The organism is Streptomyces hygroscopicus subsp. hygroscopicus (assembly GCF_030269125.1).
Lineage (GTDB): Bacteria > Actinomycetota > Actinomycetes > Streptomycetales > Streptomycetaceae > Streptomyces > Streptomyces hygroscopicus_C.
Map to the genome: position 1 here is coordinate 498,209 of NZ_BSSM01000004.1, position 22,516 is coordinate 520,724.

At 71.5% G+C, this 22,516-nt stretch carries 15 protein-coding genes and 1 pseudogene; 12 read left to right on the forward strand and 4 right to left on the reverse strand.

What is annotated here, in order from left to right; translation table 11 throughout:
- Window positions 1-28: 28 nt before the first annotated feature.
- On the reverse strand, window positions 29-2,299 hold the full coding sequence (locus QSK45_RS12985) for a bifunctional serine/threonine protein kinase/MFS transporter (protein WP_285556283.1): 2,271 nt from the start codon (window positions 2,297-2,299) through the stop codon (window positions 29-31).
- 780 nt (window positions 2,300-3,079) lie between these two features.
- On the opposite strand from QSK45_RS12985, the gene QSK45_RS12990 reads away from it, so the two are divergent.
- The 6 genes and pseudogenes from QSK45_RS12990 to QSK45_RS13015 all read left to right on the forward strand — a co-directional run bounded on the left by QSK45_RS12990 (window position 3,080) and on the right by QSK45_RS13015 (window position 9,372).
- On the forward strand, window positions 3,080-3,991 hold the full coding sequence (locus QSK45_RS12990) for a DMT family transporter (protein WP_285556341.1): 912 nt from the start codon (window positions 3,080-3,082) through the stop codon (window positions 3,989-3,991).
- Window positions 3,992-4,992: 1,001 nt separating this feature from the next.
- Window positions 4,993-6,033, forward strand: coding sequence for a tetratricopeptide repeat protein (locus QSK45_RS12995; protein ID WP_285556285.1), 1,041 nt, complete (start codon window positions 4,993-4,995; stop codon window positions 6,031-6,033).
- A complete protein-coding gene (locus QSK45_RS13000) occupies window positions 6,030-7,049 on the forward strand; it encodes a polyprenyl synthetase family protein (protein WP_285556288.1) in 1,020 nt (339 codons plus the stop codon). The genes QSK45_RS12995 and QSK45_RS13000 overlap by 4 nt, the downstream gene beginning before the upstream one ends.
- Before the next feature lie 903 nt (window positions 7,050-7,952).
- A pseudogene (locus tag QSK45_RS13005) lies at window positions 7,953-8,057 on the forward strand (IS5/IS1182 family transposase); the annotation flags it as partial.
- A 314-nt stretch (window positions 8,058-8,371) separates the two neighbouring features.
- Window positions 8,372-8,770, forward strand: coding sequence for a hypothetical protein (locus tag QSK45_RS13010; RefSeq protein WP_285556289.1), 399 nt, complete (start codon window positions 8,372-8,374; stop codon window positions 8,768-8,770).
- A 281-nt stretch (window positions 8,771-9,051) separates the two neighbouring features.
- Complete coding sequence (locus QSK45_RS13015) at window positions 9,052-9,372, forward strand: hypothetical protein (protein ID WP_285556291.1); 321 nt, start codon at window positions 9,052-9,054, stop codon at window positions 9,370-9,372.
- A gap of 346 nt (window positions 9,373-9,718) precedes the next feature.
- Here the strand turns inward: QSK45_RS13015 and QSK45_RS13020 are convergent, their stop codons facing one another.
- A complete protein-coding gene (locus QSK45_RS13020) occupies window positions 9,719-9,856 on the reverse strand; it encodes a hypothetical protein (protein WP_285556293.1) in 138 nt (45 codons plus the stop codon).
- 337 nt (window positions 9,857-10,193) lie between these two features.
- Between QSK45_RS13020 and QSK45_RS13025 the strand changes: the two genes are divergently transcribed.
- From QSK45_RS13025 to QSK45_RS13050, 6 genes are all read left to right on the forward strand, one after another.
- On the forward strand, window positions 10,194-10,556 hold the full coding sequence (locus tag QSK45_RS13025) for a hypothetical protein (RefSeq protein ID WP_285556294.1): 363 nt from the start codon (window positions 10,194-10,196) through the stop codon (window positions 10,554-10,556).
- Between the two features lie 329 nt (window positions 10,557-10,885).
- On the forward strand, window positions 10,886-11,755 hold the full coding sequence (locus tag QSK45_RS13030) for a replication-relaxation family protein (RefSeq protein WP_285556295.1): 870 nt from the start codon (window positions 10,886-10,888) through the stop codon (window positions 11,753-11,755).
- 11 nt (window positions 11,756-11,766) lie between these two features.
- Window positions 11,767-12,237 (forward strand): hypothetical protein, encoded by a 471-nt coding sequence (locus QSK45_RS13035; protein WP_285556297.1) that lies wholly within the window; start codon window positions 11,767-11,769, stop codon window positions 12,235-12,237.
- A 41-nt stretch (window positions 12,238-12,278) separates the two neighbouring features.
- Window positions 12,279-16,949 carry an aKG-HExxH-type peptide beta-hydroxylase gene (locus tag QSK45_RS13040; RefSeq protein WP_285556300.1) on the forward strand — a complete coding sequence of 1,557 codons (4,671 nt, stop codon included), beginning with the start codon at window positions 12,279-12,281 and terminating at the stop codon, window positions 16,947-16,949.
- 384 nt (window positions 16,950-17,333) lie between these two features.
- Complete coding sequence (locus QSK45_RS13045) at window positions 17,334-17,588, forward strand: transposase family protein (RefSeq protein ID WP_285556343.1); 255 nt, start codon at window positions 17,334-17,336, stop codon at window positions 17,586-17,588.
- Between the two features lie 436 nt (window positions 17,589-18,024).
- Window positions 18,025-18,525 carry a hypothetical protein gene (locus QSK45_RS13050; protein ID WP_285556302.1) on the forward strand — a complete coding sequence of 167 codons (501 nt, stop codon included), beginning with the start codon at window positions 18,025-18,027 and terminating at the stop codon, window positions 18,523-18,525.
- 323 nt (window positions 18,526-18,848) lie between these two features.
- Here the strand turns inward: QSK45_RS13050 and QSK45_RS13055 are convergent, their stop codons facing one another.
- The gene (locus QSK45_RS13055; protein WP_285556304.1) at window positions 18,849-21,329 is read right to left on the reverse strand and encodes a DEAD/DEAH box helicase; all 2,481 of its coding nucleotides are present in this window, start codon (window positions 21,327-21,329) and stop codon (window positions 18,849-18,851) included.
- 370 nt (window positions 21,330-21,699) lie between these two features.
- Window positions 21,700-22,155 carry a hypothetical protein gene (locus tag QSK45_RS13060; protein WP_285556305.1) on the reverse strand — a complete coding sequence of 152 codons (456 nt, stop codon included), beginning with the start codon at window positions 22,153-22,155 and terminating at the stop codon, window positions 21,700-21,702.
- Window positions 22,156-22,516: the final 361 nt, after the last annotated feature.

The following is a 22,516-nucleotide window of genomic DNA, read 5'->3' on the forward strand; positions in this document are numbered from 1 at the left end:
CGCGGCCCCGCCGCCGTACCGGCGAGGGCTACCGCTCTGTCCGGCCGCCGGGCCGCGGACCGCCGTGTGCCGCCCGCGCAGGTTCCCCGCGCCCCGTCCGCACCGCGGTGGCCGCGGCCAGGAGCAGGGCCGCGCAGGCCATGATGTGCAGGCCTTGCGCGGGCCGGTGGACGATGAAGCCGCGGTCCGCCAAAGGGCCCGCGCCGAGCGCCGCGCCCACCTGCAGCGCCACGAAGACCGTCGCCGCCGCCACCCCGGTCCCTCCCGGTTCGACCCGGCCGGTCGCCACGGCGTACAGCGCCGGCACGCACAGCCCCGCACCGGCCCCGGTGAGGGCAGCGCAGAACACCGGCGCTGCGCCCAGGACCGGTCCCGACGCCCCGAGCGCGGCGACCACCGCACCGGTCACGATCACCGCACCCGGCGCCGTCCGGGCCGGCAGCCGCCCGCAGACCGCACCGACCGCCAGCGCGGGGATCACGTAGAGGAGGTCGTCCTGGCCGAGGACGATGACCGTGGCCACCAGCCCCGCCTGGGCCAGCGTCAACGCGACGAGACCGCCGAGCCGGCGCCGGTCCCTGAGCAGCGCCGGCGGCAGCAGCGGGTCCGCCGCCGCGGCCTGCCGCCACCCGAAGGCGGCGAGGAGGGCGACACCCGCCGCGTCGAGGACCACGGAAGAAGGCTCCCAGGCGCTGGGCGCCAGCCCGAGGACCAGCAGGGACAACCCGCAGACGCAGAGCAGCGCCCCGACCCCGTCGAAACGAGCCCCCGCCCGGCGCGGCTCGTCCTCGGGCAGCGCGGCGATCCCGGCCGCGCCGATCAGCGCCAGGGGCACGGACACGTACAGGGCGGTCCGCCACGGCAGGTCCAGAGCGAGGCCGAGGACCGGTCCGCCGACGGCGGCCGCGCCCCAGACCGCGAACGCGGTACGGCGCTGCTGCGGGCCGGTGGACAGGGCGAGCACCGAGCCGAACGCCGCGGCGGTCACCAGCGCGCCGAAGCCGCCCTGCAGCGCTCGTGCCCCCGTCAGCAGACCGCTGTGGAGACCGCCGGGCGCCACGCCGCCGAGCGCGGAGGCCACCGCGAACCCGGCAAGACCGGTGCCCAGGACCCGTCTGCGGCCCACGAGATCGGCCAGCCGCCCGGCAGGCAGCAGCAGGCCGCAGAAGAGAGCGAGGTAGAAGAAGACGGCCGCGGTGTCCTGACCGGGGACGGGCGCGTACCCCTGTCTGACGCTGGGCCAGTTCAGGTTCGTCGTGTTGAACAGCACCATCAGCTGCGCGAGCGCCAGCGGGACAAGGCCCCGCCAGCGGGCGGGCCTTGCTGCTCGCTCGGACTGCTGATCATCCGCCACGGTGGGCGTGTACGCGGGCAGCCCAGCGTGCGGTTCCGGCCGCGGCGGGGGCGCGTAGTCGAGCAACTGGGCGGCGTGCCGCCCCAGTTGGGCCAGAACCTGCCCAGGCAGCCACACCCCGTCATCGGCCCCGCCGGTCCGCTCCGCGATCTGCGCGGGGGCCGGCCGCCGCGCCGGATCCTTGTCCAGGCAGGCCCGGACGAGCCCGGCCAGCGACTCCGGCACGCCGGTCAGGTCCGCCTCCTCCTCGGCGATCCGGAACAGATGGGCGTGCAGCGCGGTGTCGGCGGCGCCGAACAGCAGCCGCCCTGTGGCCGCGTACACCAGGACAGCACCGAGGCAGAACACGTCGGAGGCGGGGGTGAGTTCCTGCCCGCGCACCTGCTCGGGCGACATGAAGCCCGGGGAGCCGATGAGCATGCCGGTGCGGGTGTGCAGGCTGTCGCCGGTGAGGCTGCCGAGGGCCCGTACGATGCCGAAGTCGATGACCCGGGGGCCGTCCACGGTGACGAGCACGTTGGACGGCTTGAGGTCCCGGTGCACCAGGCCCGCCGCGTGTATGGCGTCCAGGGCGAGGGCGAGACGGTTCGCGAGGACCCGCAGCGAGTCCTCGGCCAGCGGCCCGAAGTCCTCGGCGACGACGGTGTGCAGATCGGGACCGGGAATGTACTGCGTCGCCACCCACGGCGTCGGCGCCTCCGTGTCGGCGTCGAGCACCGCGGCGGTCCACTCCCCGCCGACCCGCCGCGCCGCGGCCACCTCACGCGCGAACCGCCGCCGGAACTCCGGATGCGCGGCGTACTCCTCCTGCACGACCTTCACGGCCACGGTCCGCCCGGTCTCGGAACGGCCCACGTACACAAGGCCCATACCACCGGCGCCCAGGCGGGCAATCAGACGGTACGGGCCTATGCGCGTCGGGTCCCCCGCGATCAGCTGCTCCACAGCAGCAAAGTAGCGGAACCGTCCACCGCGGCGACCTCGTTCCAGGAAGGGAGCCGGTCCCGTGCGTCGCGAACCGGCGGCCCGCCGGCCACGGCGAGGACGCGGGCGGCTTCGACGCCTGCCGCGGCCGGAGAACCGGCAGGGATTCGAAGACGGGTCCAGGCGCGTCCTGCGCACGCCGGCGATGCCCGGCATCCGCTCCACCGAGTGGGGCCCACCGGCCGGGAGCGGACGGCATCGCGCGGGGGTGACGGCGTGGAGCGGAACGGCGACGGCCTGGGCGCCCGGCGCCGCCCCGGACCCACGGCCGTGAAACGCGCCTCGTCGCACGGCCCTTCGTCCCGGGCGACGCCACCGGCACGGCCGCCCGCGCAGATGGCCGGCCACGAGCGCGGCGGCCGCAGGACGACGCCTGTCACGACACCGCACGGTTGGGTGAGGGCGCGCGTGGCCGGCGGAGCGGATCGGGGGAACACCGTGTCGGCGTACCCGCCGCGGCGGGCCGGCCGGGTAGCCTCACGCCGGGCATGGTCCCCGCGGCGCCCACGGACGACAGGAAGCGGCCGAATCCGCACGGGCCGGCGACGGCGTCCGGCCCCGGCCGGGGGGCCGCTGATCCTGCCCGGGGAGTGGGGCGGGGGAGCAGCGAGGAGGTCTGTGATGCCCCGACCGGCCGGACGCGGCGCCGCCTCCGTGACCCCCGCCGGCCGGCGTATGAGCCCTGGGCGGCGCCGGACGGTCCGGCCGGGGTCCCGTCTGCCGCGCCGGCCCGCCTGGGGGATGGCGGTCGGCGCCCTGTGCGTGTCCGCTTCCGCGGTGCTGCTGGGACTGGCCCGGACCGACCCCGGGACGGCGTCGTTCTACCGTTGTGTCCTGGCTCTGCCCGCGCTGGTGGCGCTTGCGGTGCCGGAGCGTCGCCGGCAGGGGCCGCCGCCCCGCGGGCAGTACGGCCTCGCGCTGCTCGCGGGCGCCGCGTTCGCCTGGGACATGCTGCTGTGGACCCGGGCGATCGCCGAGGTCGGCGCGGGCCTTTCCACCGTGCTGGTCAACGTGCAGGTGGTGCTGGTTCCCCTGCTGGCCTGGGCGATCGACCGGGAGCCGGTGCCGCGTTCCTTCCCGCTCCGGGTGCCGGTGATCCTCGTGGGCGTGGTCCTGACCGCGGGGGTGGTCGAGGGCGGCGCTTTCGGCAGCGACCCGCGGGCGGGCACGCTCCACGCGGTGCTGGCGGCCGTGTGCTATTCGGTGTTCCTGTTCCTGCTGCGGCGCGGTGGCCACAGCGGGTTCGTCCGGCAGCGCTACGTCCTGGTGATCGCCTGCGCCGCCGTGGTGTCGCTGCTGGCCGGCCGGTTCTCCTACGGGCTGGATATCGCACCGGGCTGGAAGGTCATGGGCTGGCTGCTGGCGGTGGCGGTCTCCAGCCAGGTGGTGGGGTGGCTGCTGGTCGCCTCGGCCTCACCGAGGCTGAGCAGTCATCTCGGCGCCGTCCTGCTGCTGCTGACTCCGGTGGGCGCGGTCGCGCTGGGCGCGGTCGTACTCGGTGAACGGCCCACCGTGCTGCAACTGGCCGGCTGCGTCCTGATCCTGCTCAGCGCCTACTGCGCAGCCGCCCGCGAGATCCGCCCGCGCCGTCGGCCGGACCGTCCGAGCGGCGCGGACGGGAGTGCCTCCGGGCCGGAGGGGACACCGGACTAGAGCATGACCGCAAAGGACGCCGTCCGCCCCGCCGGCCCCTGACCGGGGTGTGCCCGGCGCTTCGCCCGGACGTCGCCGCCGTCCGCCCGGGTCCGCGGCCACCGGCGCGGGACGGCGCCGCATACCGCAGCCTCTCATGGGGGACTTGGCCACCGGTCCGGTTCCCGGCCGTCGGCAATTCCCGGAGCGGCACCGGATGATCAGCTAGGAACCGGCACCGCCACCGCCGCACCCGCCACGCGCCTGCCCTGCCTTCCAAAGGCCCTCTGAGCGTCACGTCGAGACCGTCGGGGATCTCGTCGACCCGCGCCGCTCCAGCCCCTCCCGGCGCCCCTGGGCTCCTGGCGTTCCTCACCGCCAGGGCCCTCGGTTTCCTGCGGGTCACCCGGCGTGAGTCCTCGGGGCGCCCTCCCGTGGCTCGTGCTCGTCCTCGACCCCGACCAGCCGCCACGCAGGGTGGAAGTCGCGGCGGCCGCCGCACGCCATAACGGGTGCGCGGACCACCGGGCTGCAAAAGTCCCGCGAGAGTCCGGCCCCCGGCTCTCCGGCCGCCCTCCTCCGGAGGACGCGCTCCTCGTCGTCCTCCGCCCTGGCGGAGACTCCTCCACCCGGCCCACGAGCCGACGCTCCGCCTCGACGCCGGCGAGGACCGGGCCCGCGGCTTCGGCACGTCCTGGTTGACGCTGCGAACTCCCGCCGCACCGGCGTGCGCTCACCGCTCTCGTGTTTCGCTGGTTCCCCGCCCGGCCGCACAGCGGTCACCCTCGCGGGTGACGGTGATCATCGCGGACCCCGCTCGGTTGCCCGGCCGCGGCGCTGGACAGCCGCGCCGGACTGGCGGCACGGAACCTTCACATCATGATCCGCACCGCGGACAACCCCCGTCGCCGTACCCGCGTCTTGATCGACAACAGACCGACACGCCCTGGTCCTCTCGGACGGGGCAGGTCTCCGACTCGCTATACACAGCGTGTATACACATCGTGCATAGAAAGGGATGTATGTACGGCAAGGCTTTCGCGCCCGAATACCAGGGCGCCCTGACCACCCTGTCCGTGAACTCCTCCTTGACGGACGTACTCACGGAAGGCATCGAGAAACTGCGCGAGGCCGAGCGGTCCGGACACCCCGCCGAGGCCGCCCGCTGCGGCCTCGCCGTAGCCGAGGCGTACCGGCGGCTCGGAAAGGTACGGGAGGCCGACCGGGCCTGGAAAGCGAGCTACCGCACCGCTCGGGCGGCCGGCGACACCGCGGCCATGGCGTGGGCGCTGTGGAGCGGCGGCACCCTCGCCCGGCAGCGCGGGGCGTTCCCACTGGCCTGGCGGCTGCTCGGACTCGCGGCCGAACTCGGCGACCGGGCCGGCGACATCGTCTGCCGGGGCTACTCGCTGGCCGGACTCGCGGAGACCGGCCGCATCCAGGGCGACTACGCGGCGGTCGGCCGGCTGCACGAGCAACTGCTGGCCGAGGCCCGCAGGCGCGGCGAGGCCCGGCACACGGTATGGGCACTGGAGGGCATCGCCCAGATGCACCGCAACACCGGGGACTACGACCGGGCGTACGCACTGTTCGAGGAAGCGGCGGAGATAGCCGAGCGGGCCGACGACCGACGCGGGCACGCCTGGGCACTGCGCGGCCTCGCGGACATCCTCTCCGTACGCGACAAGGACACCGAGAGCGCGCTCGAACTGCTGTCGCGGGCGGAGGCCGGCTGCCGCGCGATGAACCTCTCCAGCGCGCTGGCCTACAACCACAAGATGCGAGCCAACGTCCTGTACCGGGCCGCACATCACGAGGAGGCACGGCAGATGTACGAGCTGGCGCTGGCGGAGTTCCGCGCGATGAGCGAGCCGCGCGGCGAGGCGCTCGCCCGCCTCGGCCTCGCCAAGTCGCTGGCACGGCTCGGCCGGGACCACGACGAGACGGCAGCCGAACTCGCCGCACTGGCAAGCTCGTTGGAAGGAAGCGGACTCAAACACGTGCAACGACTGGTGACCCGCGCCCAGGAGGAGTTCGGACTCGACGCGCAGGCCGCACGGTGACCGCGCTCCACGCTCCCCCCGCCGCACCCGAAGTCCTCGCCCACTGCGCCGCATTGGTGCGGCCCGCCCTGCGCAAGGCGGTGGACCGGCTGCACCCGTGGACGGCCGAGATGGCCGCGTACTCCTTCGGCTGGTGCGAGGTGGGTGGCACGCCCGCCACCGCACCGGGCGGCAAGGGCGTACGGCAGGCGCTGGCGGTGCTCGGCGCACGGGCGGCGGGCGCCGACGGACGGGCCGGGATCCCCGCGGCGGTCGCGGTGGAGCTGGTGCACACCTTCTCACTGCTGCACGACGACATCATGGACGGCGACACGACCCGTCGCCGCCGCCCGGCCGTGTGGAAGGCATACGGCACCGGCCCGGCCGTGCTGGCCGGCGACGCCCTGTTCGCGCTGGCGGTGGAAACCCTCACCGCCGTGCCGCAGAGCGCCCGCGCCGTACGGCTGCTGTCGGCAGCCCTCGCCGACCTCGTACGCGGACAGGCCGACGACCTGCTGTTCACCGGCCGGCCGTACACCGGCCCGGACAGGGTGACGGCCGAGGAGTACCGATCGATGGCGGAGGCCAAGACCGGCGCCCTGCTGGGCTGCGCCTGCGCGCTGGGCGCCGTGCTCGGCGGAGCGGACGAGGACACCACCAGCGCCCTGGACCGGGCCGGACGACATCTCGGCATCGCCTTCCAACTGGTCGACGACGTGCTCGGTATCTGGGGCGACCCCGCCGTCACCGGCAAACCCGCGGGCGGCGATCTACGGGAACGCAAGAAGACCTACCCGGTGCTGGCCGCCCTGGACTCCCCGGCGGCCCACGCCCTGCCCGAGCTGCTGGACTCGCCGGCGCGGGCGCGGGAGACCGCCGGACTGATCGAGGCGGCCGGCGGCCGCACGGCGGCGCTGACCGAGGCCCGCACCCACACGACAGCCGCCCGCACCCTCCTGACACAGGCACCACTGGCCGCCGAAGCCGCAGGAGATCTGCTCACGGTGCTGGACTTCCTGGTCGGCCGCGAGCTGTAAACCCACCGGCATACCTGCGGCGGCTGAGCCGGCGGCAGCAGGCCGGCCAGGCCGTCGGACCGGCCGCACAGCGAGGTGCCCGCCCCGAGGACGACTCCTGCTCCGCAACGGCCTCCCGCCGAACCGGACATGACCGTTTCCGGCGTGCGCGGCCTGACCGGCCCCGCTGAACGGACACGCCCATGACAGCTGTCGCAAGCCACCACGGTTCTGCACCGCAGGCCGAGCACCACCCGCCCCGAGGCACCACCAGAAACACGACCAGGCCATGCCCGAGCAGCAGGCCGCCCGCACCCCGCTTCCGCAGCCGACCCGGCCGCATCCGCCCGCCGGCGCCGGCCGCCGGACCGAACGGATGGACCACGACGACGAACAGCCGCTGCACCACCGGCCCCACGGCACCGACCACGACCAACCGGGCCCGCGACCGGACCGGCGCTACGCCGAACAGACCGACGGCCCGCCGGACGGCCGCAGCACGAACTCGACACCGGCGCCGCGCCCCGCCGAGCCGGATCAGTTCCCCGCTGGCGGCCGACCCGCGCACGACCCGGCCCCGCCGATCCGGCCCGCTGACTGGCTGTTCTCTATCCCCTCGGGTGACCGGTGGATTTCGAACAGGGGCCTGGTCCGGGTGAGTCGGCCGGTGCCGACGCATGGAAGAAGGGCCTCTTGGCAGCTCGCGGATGTCGAGTCCAGCGAGGAGCAAGAGGCCCTGTCGTCGAAGTGTCGCGTGGTCACGGCTGGCCGGGTCCAGTCCGTCCACTCCGGGGTGTGGCTGTCTCGCCCCCAGGCCCGGGAACGCGGCCGACAGGCCGCGGCGCCGGCCCCGGTACGGCTCGGACATGAGCGATGCCGAGTGGGCTCCGGTGCGGGACCTGCTGCCCGTTCCCGGATGGCCGGCCGGCCGGGAACCGAGGCTTCCAGGTGCTGCCCCGTCGCTGGGTCGTGGAACGGTCTTTCGCCTGGTGCCTGCGCAGCCGGCGCCTGGTCCGTGACCACGAGCGGCGCACCGACGCCAGTGTGGCAGCAACCTGCCAGAAGGGGGGCAGGAACCCGGCATCCCGCATGGTGTTCCGACAACCAGGCGGATCCGCTGCATCAGCTCCCGCACGTAGCGCACGACCTCCGACGCACCGTATGGTGCCTGTCTCCCCGCCGCGAGCAGGTGTTCCGCCGATGTCGCTTTCGCCGTGTGCGTCCAGCGGGTGGGCTGGTAGCACTTCACCGGCCGCCACAACCGACGTTGCTGCCGGCGCTGCCCGCTCGGGGCATCGCTGGAGGCCGACATCGAGCGGGCGCGGCGTGAGTTCCTGGGGCTCATGGAGCCGGGCGCGCTGGAGGCGGAGCCGGTCCTGGCGGCGTCCGCGGTCGCCTTCACCGCGCTCCAGGCCGTGGGGCAGGCCCTGCCGGAGTACCGCAGCAGCGCCCTCGGACGGCTCGGGCGGACCGAGGAAGCTGAGGCGGAGGAGCGGCGGGCGTACAAGACCGGGCAGGGGCGCCGCTGGTACAGGCACAACCCGAACGGTGCGGACGCTGTTGCGGCCGTGGCGAAGGCCGCCGACGCGGCCCAGAGCGCCGCCGTCGTCAACGAGCACCCCGAGAGCGATGACCATCACGGACGTCTCACGTACCGCGCTGCAGGCCACGGAGGATTACGGACTCTGGGCGCCCTCTCCCACCCGGGGGATCGCCGAGGTAAGCCCGGAAGCCGCCAGTAGTTGATCTTGAGTTGTGTCATCGGCCGTCACCCCCGGATATCCCCGGCCTTCGGGCCCGGGTCGGCGCGCTGACCGGAGCCGCCCGCCGTTTCGGGCGGGTCCGCCCGAAACGGCGCCGGGCCGACGGCGCCGATGAGCAGTCCGGCGTGTACGGGCGGCGTCCGTTCTTCCTCGCGCCACCGTCGTGATCCCGCGCGCCCCGTCGTACTCCTGTATGCCCTCGCGGGTTACGCCAACCGCTTCTAGGTTCAGGTTCAGCGCTACTGCAAGGAGGAATACGCGTGATCCGTAAGGCTGCTGCTGCCACGCTCGTCGGCATGGCACTGCTCTTGTCCTTTGCTGGGCCGTCGACCGCCGGCGCGCAGGGCAGGGAACTCACCTGTAACACCGGGGTCACCAATGAGGGAACGTATGGCTTCGCTCACTGCGTGAACCACACCAACCGAGCTATCGCCTTCCGCGCCAAGGTGGTCTGCGGCTGGGAGGCCGACCATAACGGTGACTGGGTGACGTTGAATCCCGGTCAGGAGGGCTGGTCCGGCGCCTGGTGCAACGGTCCGATCGGCACGGGTGTGGGCAGCGTGGACTGGGAAGAGGGCTGAGGCTGCTGTTCCTGGGCCCGGTGTTCGTGTGGCTGCTGCTGTGTCTGTTGGGGGGAGCGTATGAGTACCGGGCCTTTGGTTTGTTCCAAGATCAACTACTGGCGGCTTCCGGGCTTACCTCGGCGATCCCCCACCCGGGCCGGACAGCACAGTGCGCCGGGACCGGGGTGGTCTCGGCGCACGGTGCGGTGCGGCGGCGCCGGGAAGGCATTCTGCGGCGAGCTGGGCGCGCGGCGCGGCGGGTCGGTGTCTCAGGTGATTTCCGGCTGGCGCGTTCCTGTGACCTGGGCAGGAACACAGCGAACATGTCCGGGACGTGGTTGCGGACTCGCTGTGGCTCACTCGATCAGAGTGTCTCCCTGGGAGACGGTTGTCCGTCTTCGAGTAGCTGGGCTTCGAGGTTGGCGGTGCGTTTGTCGGCGAAGCGGACGTTGTCACGGGCCGCGGCGAGCCGGTCGGTCGCTCGCCGGTTCTCCTGCTCCATTTCCCGGACTCATCGACTGGCGCTGTAGTATCGGGGGCGCCGGCAGGCCGGTGCCCGGCAGGACCGGACGCCGTGGCCTGCTTGGCCGTCAACCACCGAGGGGGACTTTTGATGATCCGTCGCTATGCCACTATCGCCGCAGCCACGGTGCTGGCCATCATCGCAGCATCCACCGCGGCGTTCGCGGGCACCATTCCCAACACCCCGTGACCTGAGCATCTGCGGGCTGGTTCCTTCACGAGGCCGGCCCGCAGTGCTGTGCGCGTGGCGCGACGGCCGCCAGGAGTCGGCTCTACGATCCGCGCGTGGGACAGACCCCGGCACAGAAGGCCGCCAAGTGGCACGCGGGCAGCAGCCGAAGAAGCGGCCCGGCAAGGCGCAGCGCGAGGCGATCAAGCGGGCGCAGGCCGCGAAGAAGACGGCGGCGAAGAAGGCGGTGCCGCTGCCGCGCGGATCGGTGCGGGCCGCGTACCCGGGCGCCTGCCCGGCCTGCTTCAAGGATTACGCCAAGGGCGAGGCCATCACGAAGGTGGCCGACGGCTGGGGACATCCCGGCTGCGCGCCCCGGCAGATGTCGGCAGCCGAGCGCGAGTTCGCCCGGAACAAGGCCCGGATCGAGAGCGGCGAGACGTTCCGCGGCCGGAAGCCCTCGGACTGGCGGCGCGGAGCCTCGCCGTCCAGCACCCGGCCCGCCCGCTGAACTCCAGCCGGAAGGTGTGGTGTCGGCCACGGACAAACCCACACGACATGCGGATGGTCAAGGAGGAATCGGACACCGGCTGTCGCTGACCGTTAGACGACGGCCAAGGGGCGCTTCCTCACGGTGGCCCCGGCCCGTGCGCACATCCGCGTACGGGTTGGCGGGAGCTGCGCCCCACCGACCGGCACGACCGGATCACCAGAGACACCCTGAACGCGTTGAAGGAGACGGGCCTGGTCCGGGTGGAGACGCGACTGGAGTCGGGACACCAGCTATGGGTGCTCACCGAGAAGGGCCACAAGTAAGCCAAGCTGCTGCTGCCGAAGACGGTGCGGATCTCCGCGCTGCGCAAACTCCGCCTCGACGCCAAGGGCCGGCCGGTGAAGGACGACGGCTACGACGAACACGCCGCCGCCGTTACCTCGACCGCCGCCGTACTCACCGGGGCCGGGTACGGCATCCCGCTGTCCTGGCAGACCGAGATCGCCCACAAGCTCCCCTACGGCTACACCCAGTACGCCGACCTGACGATGCGCGCCCCGGACACCGGGGTGCCCGCGATGCTCCTGGAGGTCGACCGCGTCACCGAGCCCGTCGACGAACTGGTGGCCAAGCTGCGCCGCTACCACGACTGGTTCAAGCTTCTGGCGCCCAATGCCTACGCGAACAAGGAGAAGGCGGCCTCGGCGGCAAGGTGCGGCGGTGCACGAATTCCGCCTGTGGTCGCGGGTCTATCCGGTGACGGGCCGCGAGGGGTACGTGCCGGTGGCGTTCGTGTTCACCGGCCGGACGGCCGCCCAGCGCGCCAGCCGGATCGAGCGCCTGGAGCAGGCCGCCCGCGCCTACTTCGCCAGCACCCCGCACCCGTGGGCTCAGGTCACGGCCGTCGACTACCACCAGGCGGTGCCTGTGGTCGTCACCGAGCTGGAGCGGATCACCGCCGACCCGCCGGGGCCGAGCTGGCCAAGGGCTCGGCCCACACCTCCGAACTGCGCTTCATGGCCTACGACACCACTCCATGCCCCGCTCTGTGCCGCGGGCACTCGAATGGCTTCCTGGCACACCGCGGCGGACCACGATGTCTGCGGGCCGTGCCCCGAGGCCCCGGTGCCGAAGACGAAGACGGCACGTTTTGCACCGCGCACCAGCGCGGGCCCTCGCTCCGGCCTTACTGTGGTGGTGGAACGCTCGGTCTTTAGGGGGGACGGAGATGCTGGAACAGGCGTTGACGGCACTGGCCGAGGCCGGCGGGACCGCGGTGGTGCAGGCCGTCGGGACGGACGCATGGGCGGGGCTGCGGCAGGCGCTGGGACGCTGGTTCGGCCGGGGGGACGGCTCGCGGGAGCGCGCGGAGCTGGAGCGGTTGGATCGGACTGCAGAGGAACTGGTGACGTCGGCGGCCGATCAGCGGACAACTCGTCACGAGGCCGCTTGGGGAACTCGTTTCGAGACCCTTCTGGAGAATCTGGACGAGCGCGCGCGAGCCCACGCCGCCGAGGAACTGCGCGCCCTGCTGAGTCAGTACGCCCCGCAGAAAAACGTGTCGGCCGGACAGGGCGGTCTGGCCGCGGGCCGGGACATAGGCGTGCGTGCCGAGGGGGAAGGAGCGATCGCGGCCGGACTCATCCAGGGGGGCGTCCATGTCGGCCGCCCTTCGAGGCCGGATCCGACCCAGGGCTGAACGGACCGGCTACTCCAAGCCCCTCACCTGTGTCTCCGGCCGTGGTCGGCAGCACGAGCATCGCCGCGCGGGCCGTTCAGGGCGGTGTGTCGGTGGGGTCCGTCGCCGGTGACGTGCACTTCACCTACGAGGGCATGCCGCCCGACCACGGTTACCCGGGGCTGGCACTGTCCGCCGTGAGCATGCCGTTGGCCGTACCGCAGCGCAGAGTCCCGCAGGATCGGTTGAGGGGACGGGAGGCTCTGGTCGACGAGTTGACGCGCGTCCTGTCACAGCGAACAAGTGGGGCGGACGGCGTCTGGCTGCTCGCGGGGATGGGCGGATGCGGCAAGACGACCGTTGCCCTGGAGGTGGCCCATCGTCTGATCGGCGTCCGAAGACAGGTGTGGTGGGTGCCGGGGGCGGAGAGCGAGGGCTTGTCCGCGGCGCTGCGTTCCGTCGCGTACGCCGCGGGCGCCGTACCCAGTGACTTCGTCGGCATGCATCCGGCGGATGTGCTGTGGCGGCGTCTCGAAGCACTCACCACTCCTTGGCTCCTGGTTCTCGACAATGTCGACGATCCTGCTGTCCTCGCGGCAGCCCCTTCCCGCACGCGCGAGGGAAGGGGCTGGTTACGTCCACCGCCACACCTGAACGGGGCGGTGCTCGTCACCAGCCGTGAGGCGCGCACCGAACGGTGGGGATCGTGGGTGACCAGTTTCGACATCGAGCCTCTCTCCAGCGGTGACGGTGCGCAGGTACTGCGGGACCTGGCGCCCGATGCCGGCAGCGAGCGGGACGCCCAGGAACTCGCTGAGTATCTCGGTGGTCTCCCGCTCGCCCTCGACCTGGCCGGTACCTACCTTGCGCGGATCGCGCACGACCCCTGGCCGTCACCGTCGGCGCCCAGCACCTTCGTCGCCTACCAGCACAGCCTCGGCGGGCGCCTGGAGGACATGGCCTCCGATCCGGATACGGACCTGGCGCCGGCCGAGCGGAGCCGTCGAGCGATCGTCAGCACCTGGGAACTCTCTCTTGACCTGCTGGACCGGCAGGGCGCCGATCTGGCGCGCCCGCTCCTGCGGCTGCTCTCGGCCTTCGGCCCCGCTCCCATCCCCTACCAGGAACTCCTCGACCTGGACTTGCTCGCCGGGAGTAGCCTCTTTCCCGACCTGACGTTCTCCCGGCTCCAGGAAGCACTGCGCAGCCTGACCGGGCTGAAACTGGTCAACGTCGAGACCACGAGCGACACGAGAGACGGGGGCGGCGGCGATCCACTGAGGTGGATCACCATCCATCCGATGGTCCGTGCGGCCAGCCGCGCCCACCCCGCGTTCACGGAACAGACGTCGTCGATGCTGCGTCTCGTCTCGGGGCTCCTCCACGAGTTCACCAGCCCCTGGGACGTGGCCGACCCCGCGCAATGGCCGAAGTGGCGGGCGATCGCGGCCCACGGTTCGGCCGCTCTCCTGCTGCTTCATGCCCTGGAACGCGGCGACGGGGCCGCCACCGCGGATCTGGTGGTCACGGCGACCGAGACCGCAGTGCGCACGGCCCTCTATCGCCTACACGTAGGCATGTTCGGAGAATCCGTTTCCCAGCTCAGAGCCGCCCGCGATGCCAGGGCCCGGCTGCTCGGTGCGGAGGACCCTGCCACCATCGGTGCTGGACTGGCCCTGGCCTGGGCTCTCCGTTCTGCCGGCGACCTCGTGGAGTCGGACAAGCTGTACCGGCAACTGGCCACCGTGTGCGAGCGCAGTCTGCCCGCCGATCACCCGTATCTCCAGTCGGTCCGCACGGGCCGGGCGCGCACTTTGGGGCAACTGGGAAGGTACGAAGACGCCGAGGCGGAACTGCGTGCCGCGCTCGTCCTTCGGCAGCGCGATCCGAAGGCCGGATCGCGAAGCATCCTGCGCATCCGGTCCGACCTGGGCCGAATGGCATACAACCAAGGGCGCCTCGAAGAGGCAGTCACTGAGCTGCGCGAAGTACGCCGGCTCACCCGGGCCCTGGCCAGACAGGGAGAGCTGGACTCCCTGGAAGTCGGGCCGAGTCTCGTGCGTGCCCTCCGCGAGGCGGGTCATGCCGAGGAAGCCGAGGCGGTGGCCGAGGAAGTCCTGGAAGAACACCGGGCGGTGCTGCCACCCGACCACCGTGCCGTGCTGATCGCCCGCTACGAACGCGCCCGCCTCCTACGGGATCACGAGTGGGACCGCAGATTCCTCGAACAGGCGAGGGACGACTTCGCGGACATCTGGAAGGCGGCCAGCCACCGGCTCGGTCCGGATCATCCCGACACCATCGCCACCCAGCACGAACTCGCCACCGTCTGGCACCTCCTGGGGCACCCCGATCGTGCCGCCGAACACTTCCTGGCCGCGCTGGAAGCAGGCAGGCGCAGGCTCGGCGAAGACCATCCCAATGTCGCCGTCTGTGCCCGCAACCTCGCCATCGTTCGCACCGAACTCGACACCGAACTCGACCTCGCACCCGATTCGGGACCCGATTCGGGACCCGACGAAGCCGCCGTTACACCCGCTCCAAGGGACGGCCACAACCAACCAACCGACGCCCCCTCACCCCAAGGAGCTTCCCCGGTGCGCGAATCGAGGCGTAACAAGTTTCCGCCGCTGTCGGACCTTCCCGACCTGACGCAGCTCTCACTCGAAGACGCACTCGCCCCTGAGCGGGACGACTCCGCCTCTTCCCCCGCCCTGGAAAGGCTCCTGGACCGCTTCGCGCGAGCGGACCGCACCACTGCCAGCTACGTTGGCGAGGGAGGAGGGCCGGCCTACTCGTCGGGCTCATCCACCCCGCGCACCCCCCCATCAGCCGTCCCCCGCCGTCCGGCACCGACCTACCGGCCATCCACCGCCCCCGACGCTGAGGCAGATCCCTTTCGCGGAGCCGAACCGAACGCGCCCACCTCCGCCGACGCCGACATACAGGCCCTGGCGCGGGGCGAGGACGACCGCCACGTGGTGAAACGACTGCGAGCCCAACAGCGGGGCATCCGTCTGCTGGCTCTGCGGGAAATCCTGGACCGCACGACAGCCGGCCAGGCCGGGCGTACAGACAAGTCGCTGTCGAACCATCAGGTACGGGGAATAATGACCCAGGCCGCCCGCGCCGATCTCGAGGCCGTCACCACGGTCCTCCTCCACCCGCCGGTGGGCCGGTGGATGAGCCGGATGCTCCGTGCCCTGCGCAGTCGCCCCGATGCGCCATCTGTCCGCCCGTTGCCCGCCGAACTCCTTCATCTGCACTCTGTCGTGGCCGCGATGGCCATCAGGGCTGGAATCCCCTTCCACCTCCTGCTCGTACCGCGCGACGGCTTTGTCTTCCTGCCGACCCTCGGAGCCGCCGACCTGCGCCCGGCCGGAGACACTACCGCCTTCATCTACGGGAGGGACGACTCGTTCACTCTCTCGTGCGGAGCGCTCACGGTGCCGGTGTCGGAGGAGGCCGCCCATCCCGCCTGGCACCCGGCCCATCGTCTGCGGACGCCAGTGGGGACCGGCCGATTCGACTTCGTCCTGGACGACATGGATCCCGACCGGGACCCGAGTGGCCCTCTGGAGCCGTCCCTACTGACTCCCGCAGAGGTGGCAAACTGGGCTCGGCTCACCCGTGACGCGGCGAGCCTCCTGGCCCGCGCCGACCTACGGCAGGCCGAGGCACTCGCCGAGGCACTCACGGCGCTGACCCCACGGCCCGCGGAGCCCGGCGGTGTGGTGCACTCGGCGTCGTCCGGGGACTCGTTCGGCGGCCTCATGGCCAGCACCCCCCCCGATGGCACCGAACTCGCAGTGACCCTGGTCCACGAATTCCGGCACATGAAACTGAATGCCGTACTGGACCGACTCGAACTGCACGAGGAGCTCGACGAAGCCGCCGACGCCGCCTATTACGCTCCCTGGCGTGACGACCCTCGCCCGCTGTCCGGCCTCTTCCAGGGGGTCTTCGCCTTCGTCGGCGTCGTGGAGTTCTGGCGGAAACTCACCTTCGTCGCCGAAGGTGAGGAACTGCGGCGCGCCCAGTTCCAACTGCTGTACTGGAGCGCGCAGACCACAGACGCATTCACCGAACTTCGGTCGTCTCCGCGGCTGACGGAGGCGGGACGGAATTTCGCGGCCCTCATGGGGGACACGGTCGCGACCTGGAGCGAGAACGCGGCGGCCGTCCCCGAGAGCATTGCGATGCTTGCCATGGAGGCGGTGGTGGCCCACCGCGTTCGCTGGAGGCTGCATCATTTGCGTCCGGAACCGGCCGCGATCACGGCACTCGCCGACGCGTGGCTTTCCGGCGCACCGCACCCGCCCAGACAGAGCGTCACCACCGCGTTGTGCCCGGACCCCGGCATCGACTCCTCCACCGCGTACACCGCGCTGCTCTGCCGAGCGGCGGCCACCTTGTCCGAGCCGGACCGCCCCAGTGTGCTTCAGCTCTCCGACCAGGTCGTCCGCCGTCCGGAGCGGAAGGAACACTGGGTCGGGCTCGCTCTCGCCCTGCGCCGGGCGGCGGCCACCGCGGCCGCAGAACAGCCGGACACACCCGCCGCGGCTCGGGCACTCACCCATCGGCCGGAGACGGTGGAGGCAGTCCGCGCACGGCTCGCCGCGGTGACCGCCATACCCCCGGACCCGGTCGCCTTGGCCGCATGGCTCGGGACCATGGAGGGAATGGCCCGGCTGCCGACCTTGCCGCAGATGGGCCGGCGGATCTCTGCCTGAACGCCGATCAGCGCGACCCCTAGTTCAGGGCTCCTGGAGGCGATGACCCCACTGCGTGTGATCTTCGCGTCGCACTGAGGGCGTCTTGCCGCGCCGGTGCGGGGCAGGCGTACTGGGTAGCTCGCTCCTCCATGGAGACCAGTGGCTTTGTCCACGAGAACGGGTTCTGGCTGGCTTTCCGTGATGCCCGCACGCTGAGTGACGGTTGGTGCTCCGATCAGGCTTCGGGAAGTTGCCTGAAAATGGCAGGGCCGACCTTGGTGTGGTCGACAGTGCGGCGTCGTGGAAGAGACGTCGCACTGTCTGGAGGGCCTGCTGTTACCGTCCATCGCGGACGTGTCGGTGCTGTCGCTGGACGTGAGCCACGAGGTGATACGCATCGACGTGTGCAGTACGGCGGCCGGGGCGGCATGCCCGGACTGTGGGAGCGAGTCGACCCGGGTGCATAGTTCTTACCTGTGGTTTCCTGCGGACGTGCCGAGTGGGGGACGTCTGGTGGTCCTACAGCTGCGAGTTCGGCGGTTTTTCTGTCCGGAGTCTTCGTGTGCTCGGCGGACGTTCGTTGAGCAGATGCCGGGACTGACCCGGCGGCACAGCCGGCTGCCGCTTGTGACAGGGTGCTGGCCCCGGCTCCGGTGAGGGCGGCCATCCGCCGGTAGGTCGGATTGCCCGCCTCCCCGCGGAGCTTGCGCAGTTCGTACGCCAGGCGCTGTAACGGCCCCTCACCCGGGTCCAGCGGTCGCTCGGGCCGTCCCCGCCACCGTCCCCACCTCCCCTTCACTTCCTGCACCGCGCCGTGCGGCGGCGCCCCGCCGGTCGGGCCGCGCGCCGCCGCACGGCGCGGCCGGACGGTCCGCCGCCCACCCGTACGGCCCGCGCCGGTCAGCGACGACATGGACCGCCTCGCCGGTTCCCGCCGCCCGCCCATTGATCCGCCTGGTCAAAGGGGCCTGCCATTCAATTCCGGCCGCGGTGGACTCGGTTGCGAGGCGCTGGCCCCCGCCTCGGGGGCCACGCCCGACGTCCGGCACGAGGACACGAGGACACGAGGACACGAAGAAGGGGAACACTCGCCATGAAGACCACCAAGCGCGCCGCGCTCGCCCTGACCGCCGCCGTGTGCGGTGCCGCGGTCGTCTCCGGAACGGCCGCGCAGGCCGTCGAAGCGCCCGCGCACCACTCCGGCGCCGCCGCGTCCCACTCGTCCGTGCGGCCCGACGCGGCCCGCACCCCCGCCACCGCGGCCGTCAGGGCCGTCGACCACTACAAGTACTTCAGCTGCGGCGGCGGCCAGGCCAAGGTGTGGTACCGCGACTACGACAACAACCGCACGATGCTGCGCGAGACGTACCTGCGCGACAAGGAGGGCCTGAAGTTCATGACGGCCTCGGCGATCTGGCGCGCGGACGGCGGCAGGACCACGATCCAGAAGCTCAGCATGGAGGCGCGCAGCTTCCCGCGGGTCTACGACTCGCAGACCAAGGACGTGGCCATCGCCAAGCGCCGGCACCCGTACGTGAAGGTCACGATCCACACGGTCTTCGACTCCTGCCACGGCTACATCCGCCTGTACTGACCACCGGGCGGGACGGACGGGGCCGCCACCGGTGGGCGGCCCCGCCTTGCCGGGCTCCGGTTGCGGACTTCGGGTTCCGGCTCAAGGCTCCCGTGGGGATGGCCCCGGCATCAAGCCCACGGGTTCGGGCTGGAACGCACCGGCCGGGCCCGCGTCGGGTGGATGGCTGGGGGAGCGGGGGGCGCCGGCAGCTGGGCCGGGGTGCTTGCCAGGATCCGGATCGGGGTGTCCGCAGTTTGCCGTGGTCCAGCCGAGGCTCAGGCGTGGGCCGCGTACGCGATCCGTACGCTTTGTGGGCGGCCACGTGTACGCAGTACGTCTGGTTATGTCCAGCGCATGCCGATCGCTGTCAGCTGCTCGCGCTGTTCGGGGGAGAGGCTGGCGGCCCTGCTGCGCTGGTTGCCGATCCAGGCCCCCAGCTTGAGGTCTCGTTTCTCCTGGTCCTCACCGCTGTTGCCGATGGTGATCCGTTCGACGTGGCTCCTGGGCACCCGGAGGTGTCCTTCGCGGTCGTAGTACTGCTGGGCGGCGGTGTAGTTCATGGCCCACCGGTCGGAGTGCGCACGGCGTGGAGGGGGCTTTTCCTCCTCGGTCGCGGGCTGGATCCCGAGGACGTGTTCGCACATCCACTGCTGCACGGCGGTGAGTTCGTCGAAGCCGAGTTGCTGCTGGCGTACCCACCGTCCGAGGTCCTCGCCCTGGTGTACGGCCTGGCCCGGCGCGGTCGGCAGCACGCCGCGGACCTGAAGGTGCCGGCGGACGAGGTGGAAGGCGCGCTGCCATTCCACGGGCCAGGCGGGGCACCAGGCGGGGTCGATGTCCTCCAGTTGCTCGCGCCGCTTTGCAGGCAGTGTTCCGGTACGGGCGTCGGCTCGGGCGTTCTTCAGCCAGATGCCGACCTTGTGGCCCCGGTGGACGGCGTCGAGCGGTGCCAGGAGGTGCCCGTTCTCCTTCGCCCACCCGTGCGCTGCGGTGAGCCCTTCTTCCCAGGCGATGTCACGGTGCGACCAGACCATGCCCAGCTGCTCCAGTTGCTGGACGCGTCCGGCGTTCAGGCGGCCGCGGGCGTGCCGGTGGCGGGTGTCGGCGATCCACTGCCCGAGGGGGAAGCCTGCGAGCGAGGCCGGCCACCTCTCGCGCACACCCTCGCGTTCTTCGCCCCGGCCATCGGCCTCCGGCTCCCGGCCGTCGGGCACGCGGTACGTGAACGGGACCTTCAGATCGCCGTGGAGCCGGGTGTAGAGGACGGCGGCCTCGACGCCGCGCCGCCAGTGCTCCTTCTCGGGGTTGAGGACGCGCAGGCCGATGAACGCCGCCAGCGCGGCCGCATCACGCGGGGCGCTGAACTTCAGCAGCGCCTGCGCCGGCACCGAGACAGCGACGCCGTCTTCACCCTCGAGGCTCTCCGCGTCCTGGCTTCCTGTGCGGCTCTGGACGCCTTTGGAGCGGCTGGGCGCCTGTGGCACGGCCAAGGCTTCCACGATGCGGGTGTCATGCGCCCTGAGGGCTTCCAGGAGCTTGGCGAGCCCGCCGTACGCCCGGCTGGTGAGCATGTTGTCCGCACTTTCCCCGGGCCCGAGCAGGACCGGCACCACGAGGGAGGCCACCTTGCCCTCACCTGGCTGGATGCGCAGGGCGCGGCCGACGGCCTGGACGAGGTCGGGCATGGATCCGCGTACATCGGCGAAGTACACGCTGTCACAGTTCCGGATGTCGACGCCCTCACCCAGGACCTTCGCCGACCCCAAAAAGCGCCTGGCCGCGTCCGCACCGCCGGCGAACTCGTCCAGCACACGGCGCCGGCGAGCCGGTGGGTGATCGCCACAGAGCCAGTCCGCCCAGACCGCGCCCGGGTACAGCCCCGGGCCGTCCGCATGCAGCTGCGCGGCGACGCCGGGAAGCCCGGCCGCGAAGGCCTCGGCTTCCTTGACCAGGTGGTGGAAGACCAGCGTCCTACGGAAATCCTCCTCGGCCGACGCCTTCACCAGCGCCGTCTGAAGAGCCGCGAGCCGCGCACCGCGCACCTCATCCGACCGGCCCTCGACCCCCAGGAGCTGGGCGGCCTGGAGCCGGGTGTCGGTGATGTCCACACACACCACCTGGTACGGCGCGCAGATCCCCCAGTTGATCGCCTCGGACAGAGTCAGGGTGTAGCACCTGTGGCCGAACGGTCCGTCCGGATCGTCCTCCATCGACGCGACCAGCTCACCGGATACCCCCGGCCCGGTGTCGTCGTCCAGCTGCCACAGCCGGGGCGTGGCGGTCATGTACAGCCGCCGCAGAGCGGGAATGCGGGTGTTGTCGTGGACGACCGCCCACGGCTTGCCCAGCCGACCGGAGGTCCGGTGCGCCTCGTCCACGACGACCAGGTCCCAGCCCGGAAGACCGGCCGCGTGCGCGCGCTCCAGCGTGCCGAGCCCGAGCGAGGCGTACGTGGCGAACACCGTCACCTTGTCGAACGGCCGCACCCAGCCGACCAGCTCCTCGACCACCGTGGTGTTCGGGAAGACCGCCTGATCCCCGCGCAGCGACGACACCCCGATCATCAGCCCCTTACGGCCTCCCTCACGCCACGCAGCCTCGGTCTGCGTCAGCAGGTCCAGCGAGGGCACCAGAACCAGCACCCGGCCCGCACCCAGCTCCTCCGCGCTGCGCACGGCCACCAGGGTCTTGCCCGAGCCGGTCGCCATGACCACCTGCGTCCGCAGCCCCCGCTCGGGCACAGCCGACCGCACCGGCAGTTCGAGCGCGCGCAACACCGCGTCGACGGCCTCGCGCTGGTGCGGACGGAGAGTCTTCGGCACGTTCCGCTCCTTTGCGGGCCCTGCTGTCGTTGGCGACGCGATCGTGACGTTCTGGTGGGCGTCGGGTGTCATCCGGTGGGGGATGCTGAGACAAGTTTGGATCTACACTTCATTTTGAAGCATACTGGGGAGGCGGCCTCCATGCCCGTGACTGCGCCACGCCTGACACAGTCACTTGCAGTCTTGAACCCCGGCCGTCATCTCGCGCCCGCCCCTCGACCCGCTCTCACTGGTGCGGTCTTCCTGCTCCCGGAGCGAAGCGGAGGGAGCTTCCAAGACGCTCGCCCCGCGAGCCTGTTTTCGCCTCACCCGCAACGCAGGCGAGACGACCCGTGTGACCGGACGGAGAATCCGCACGACTGAAGCCGCGTCAGAATGGTGGATCATCGGCCTGGTGCCCACCGGGTTCGGTTTCCTCCGCCCCCAGTTTCTCCAAACGTGCACGGATTGCACTTGGCTGGCGATGAAACCGGCGGGCAAGGGTTTCATGATCATGACCGTCGGCGTGAAGCCTGAGAAGCAGCTGCTCATCTTCCGGCGTCCACCGCTGGTAGGCGTTTGCATGGCGAGTCCTGACCTCCTCCACCGAGTAGGCCTTGGAAGACGCGGTCGGGCTTTCCCTGGGGAGTTCAACTGCAGCCAACGAGGACAAGGGCAAGCTCTGCACCTCAACCCCCTGCAGCCACAGGGAAACCGACTGCGCATCGAATGTGATGACATCAGCTTCGACATCCGTCGTCCGACGCATGATATCCGGATCCAGTGGATCGACCACGAAATCCGTGAACCGTAAACGAACTTTCCCCCGAGACACATCATCAGCCATGAGCACGATTATGTTCCCCACCCGCCCCACCCCGTACAGCCTCCAACCAGCCAGGCCCGCACTGCGGGCCAGTCGGTTCTTGGAGCGAAGCGGAGAGAACCAGGCTCGGCTTGCCGAGCCCCGATCCGCAACGCGGATCGGTTCACGCCTCGCAACGCGAGGCGTTTCACTTCGTCAGCCTCTCGGAGCGCAGCGGAGAGAGGCCGGCCGCAACGCGGCCGCACCATCCGCGCAACGCGCGGATGTGACACTACGTCACACATGCCCCCGCAACGCGGGGGCATGTCCCTGCTCCGCGCGAAGCGCGGAGGGACCCGCTCCGCGGGCTCCTCGACACCTGGCGACGACCGGCCGGGTATCC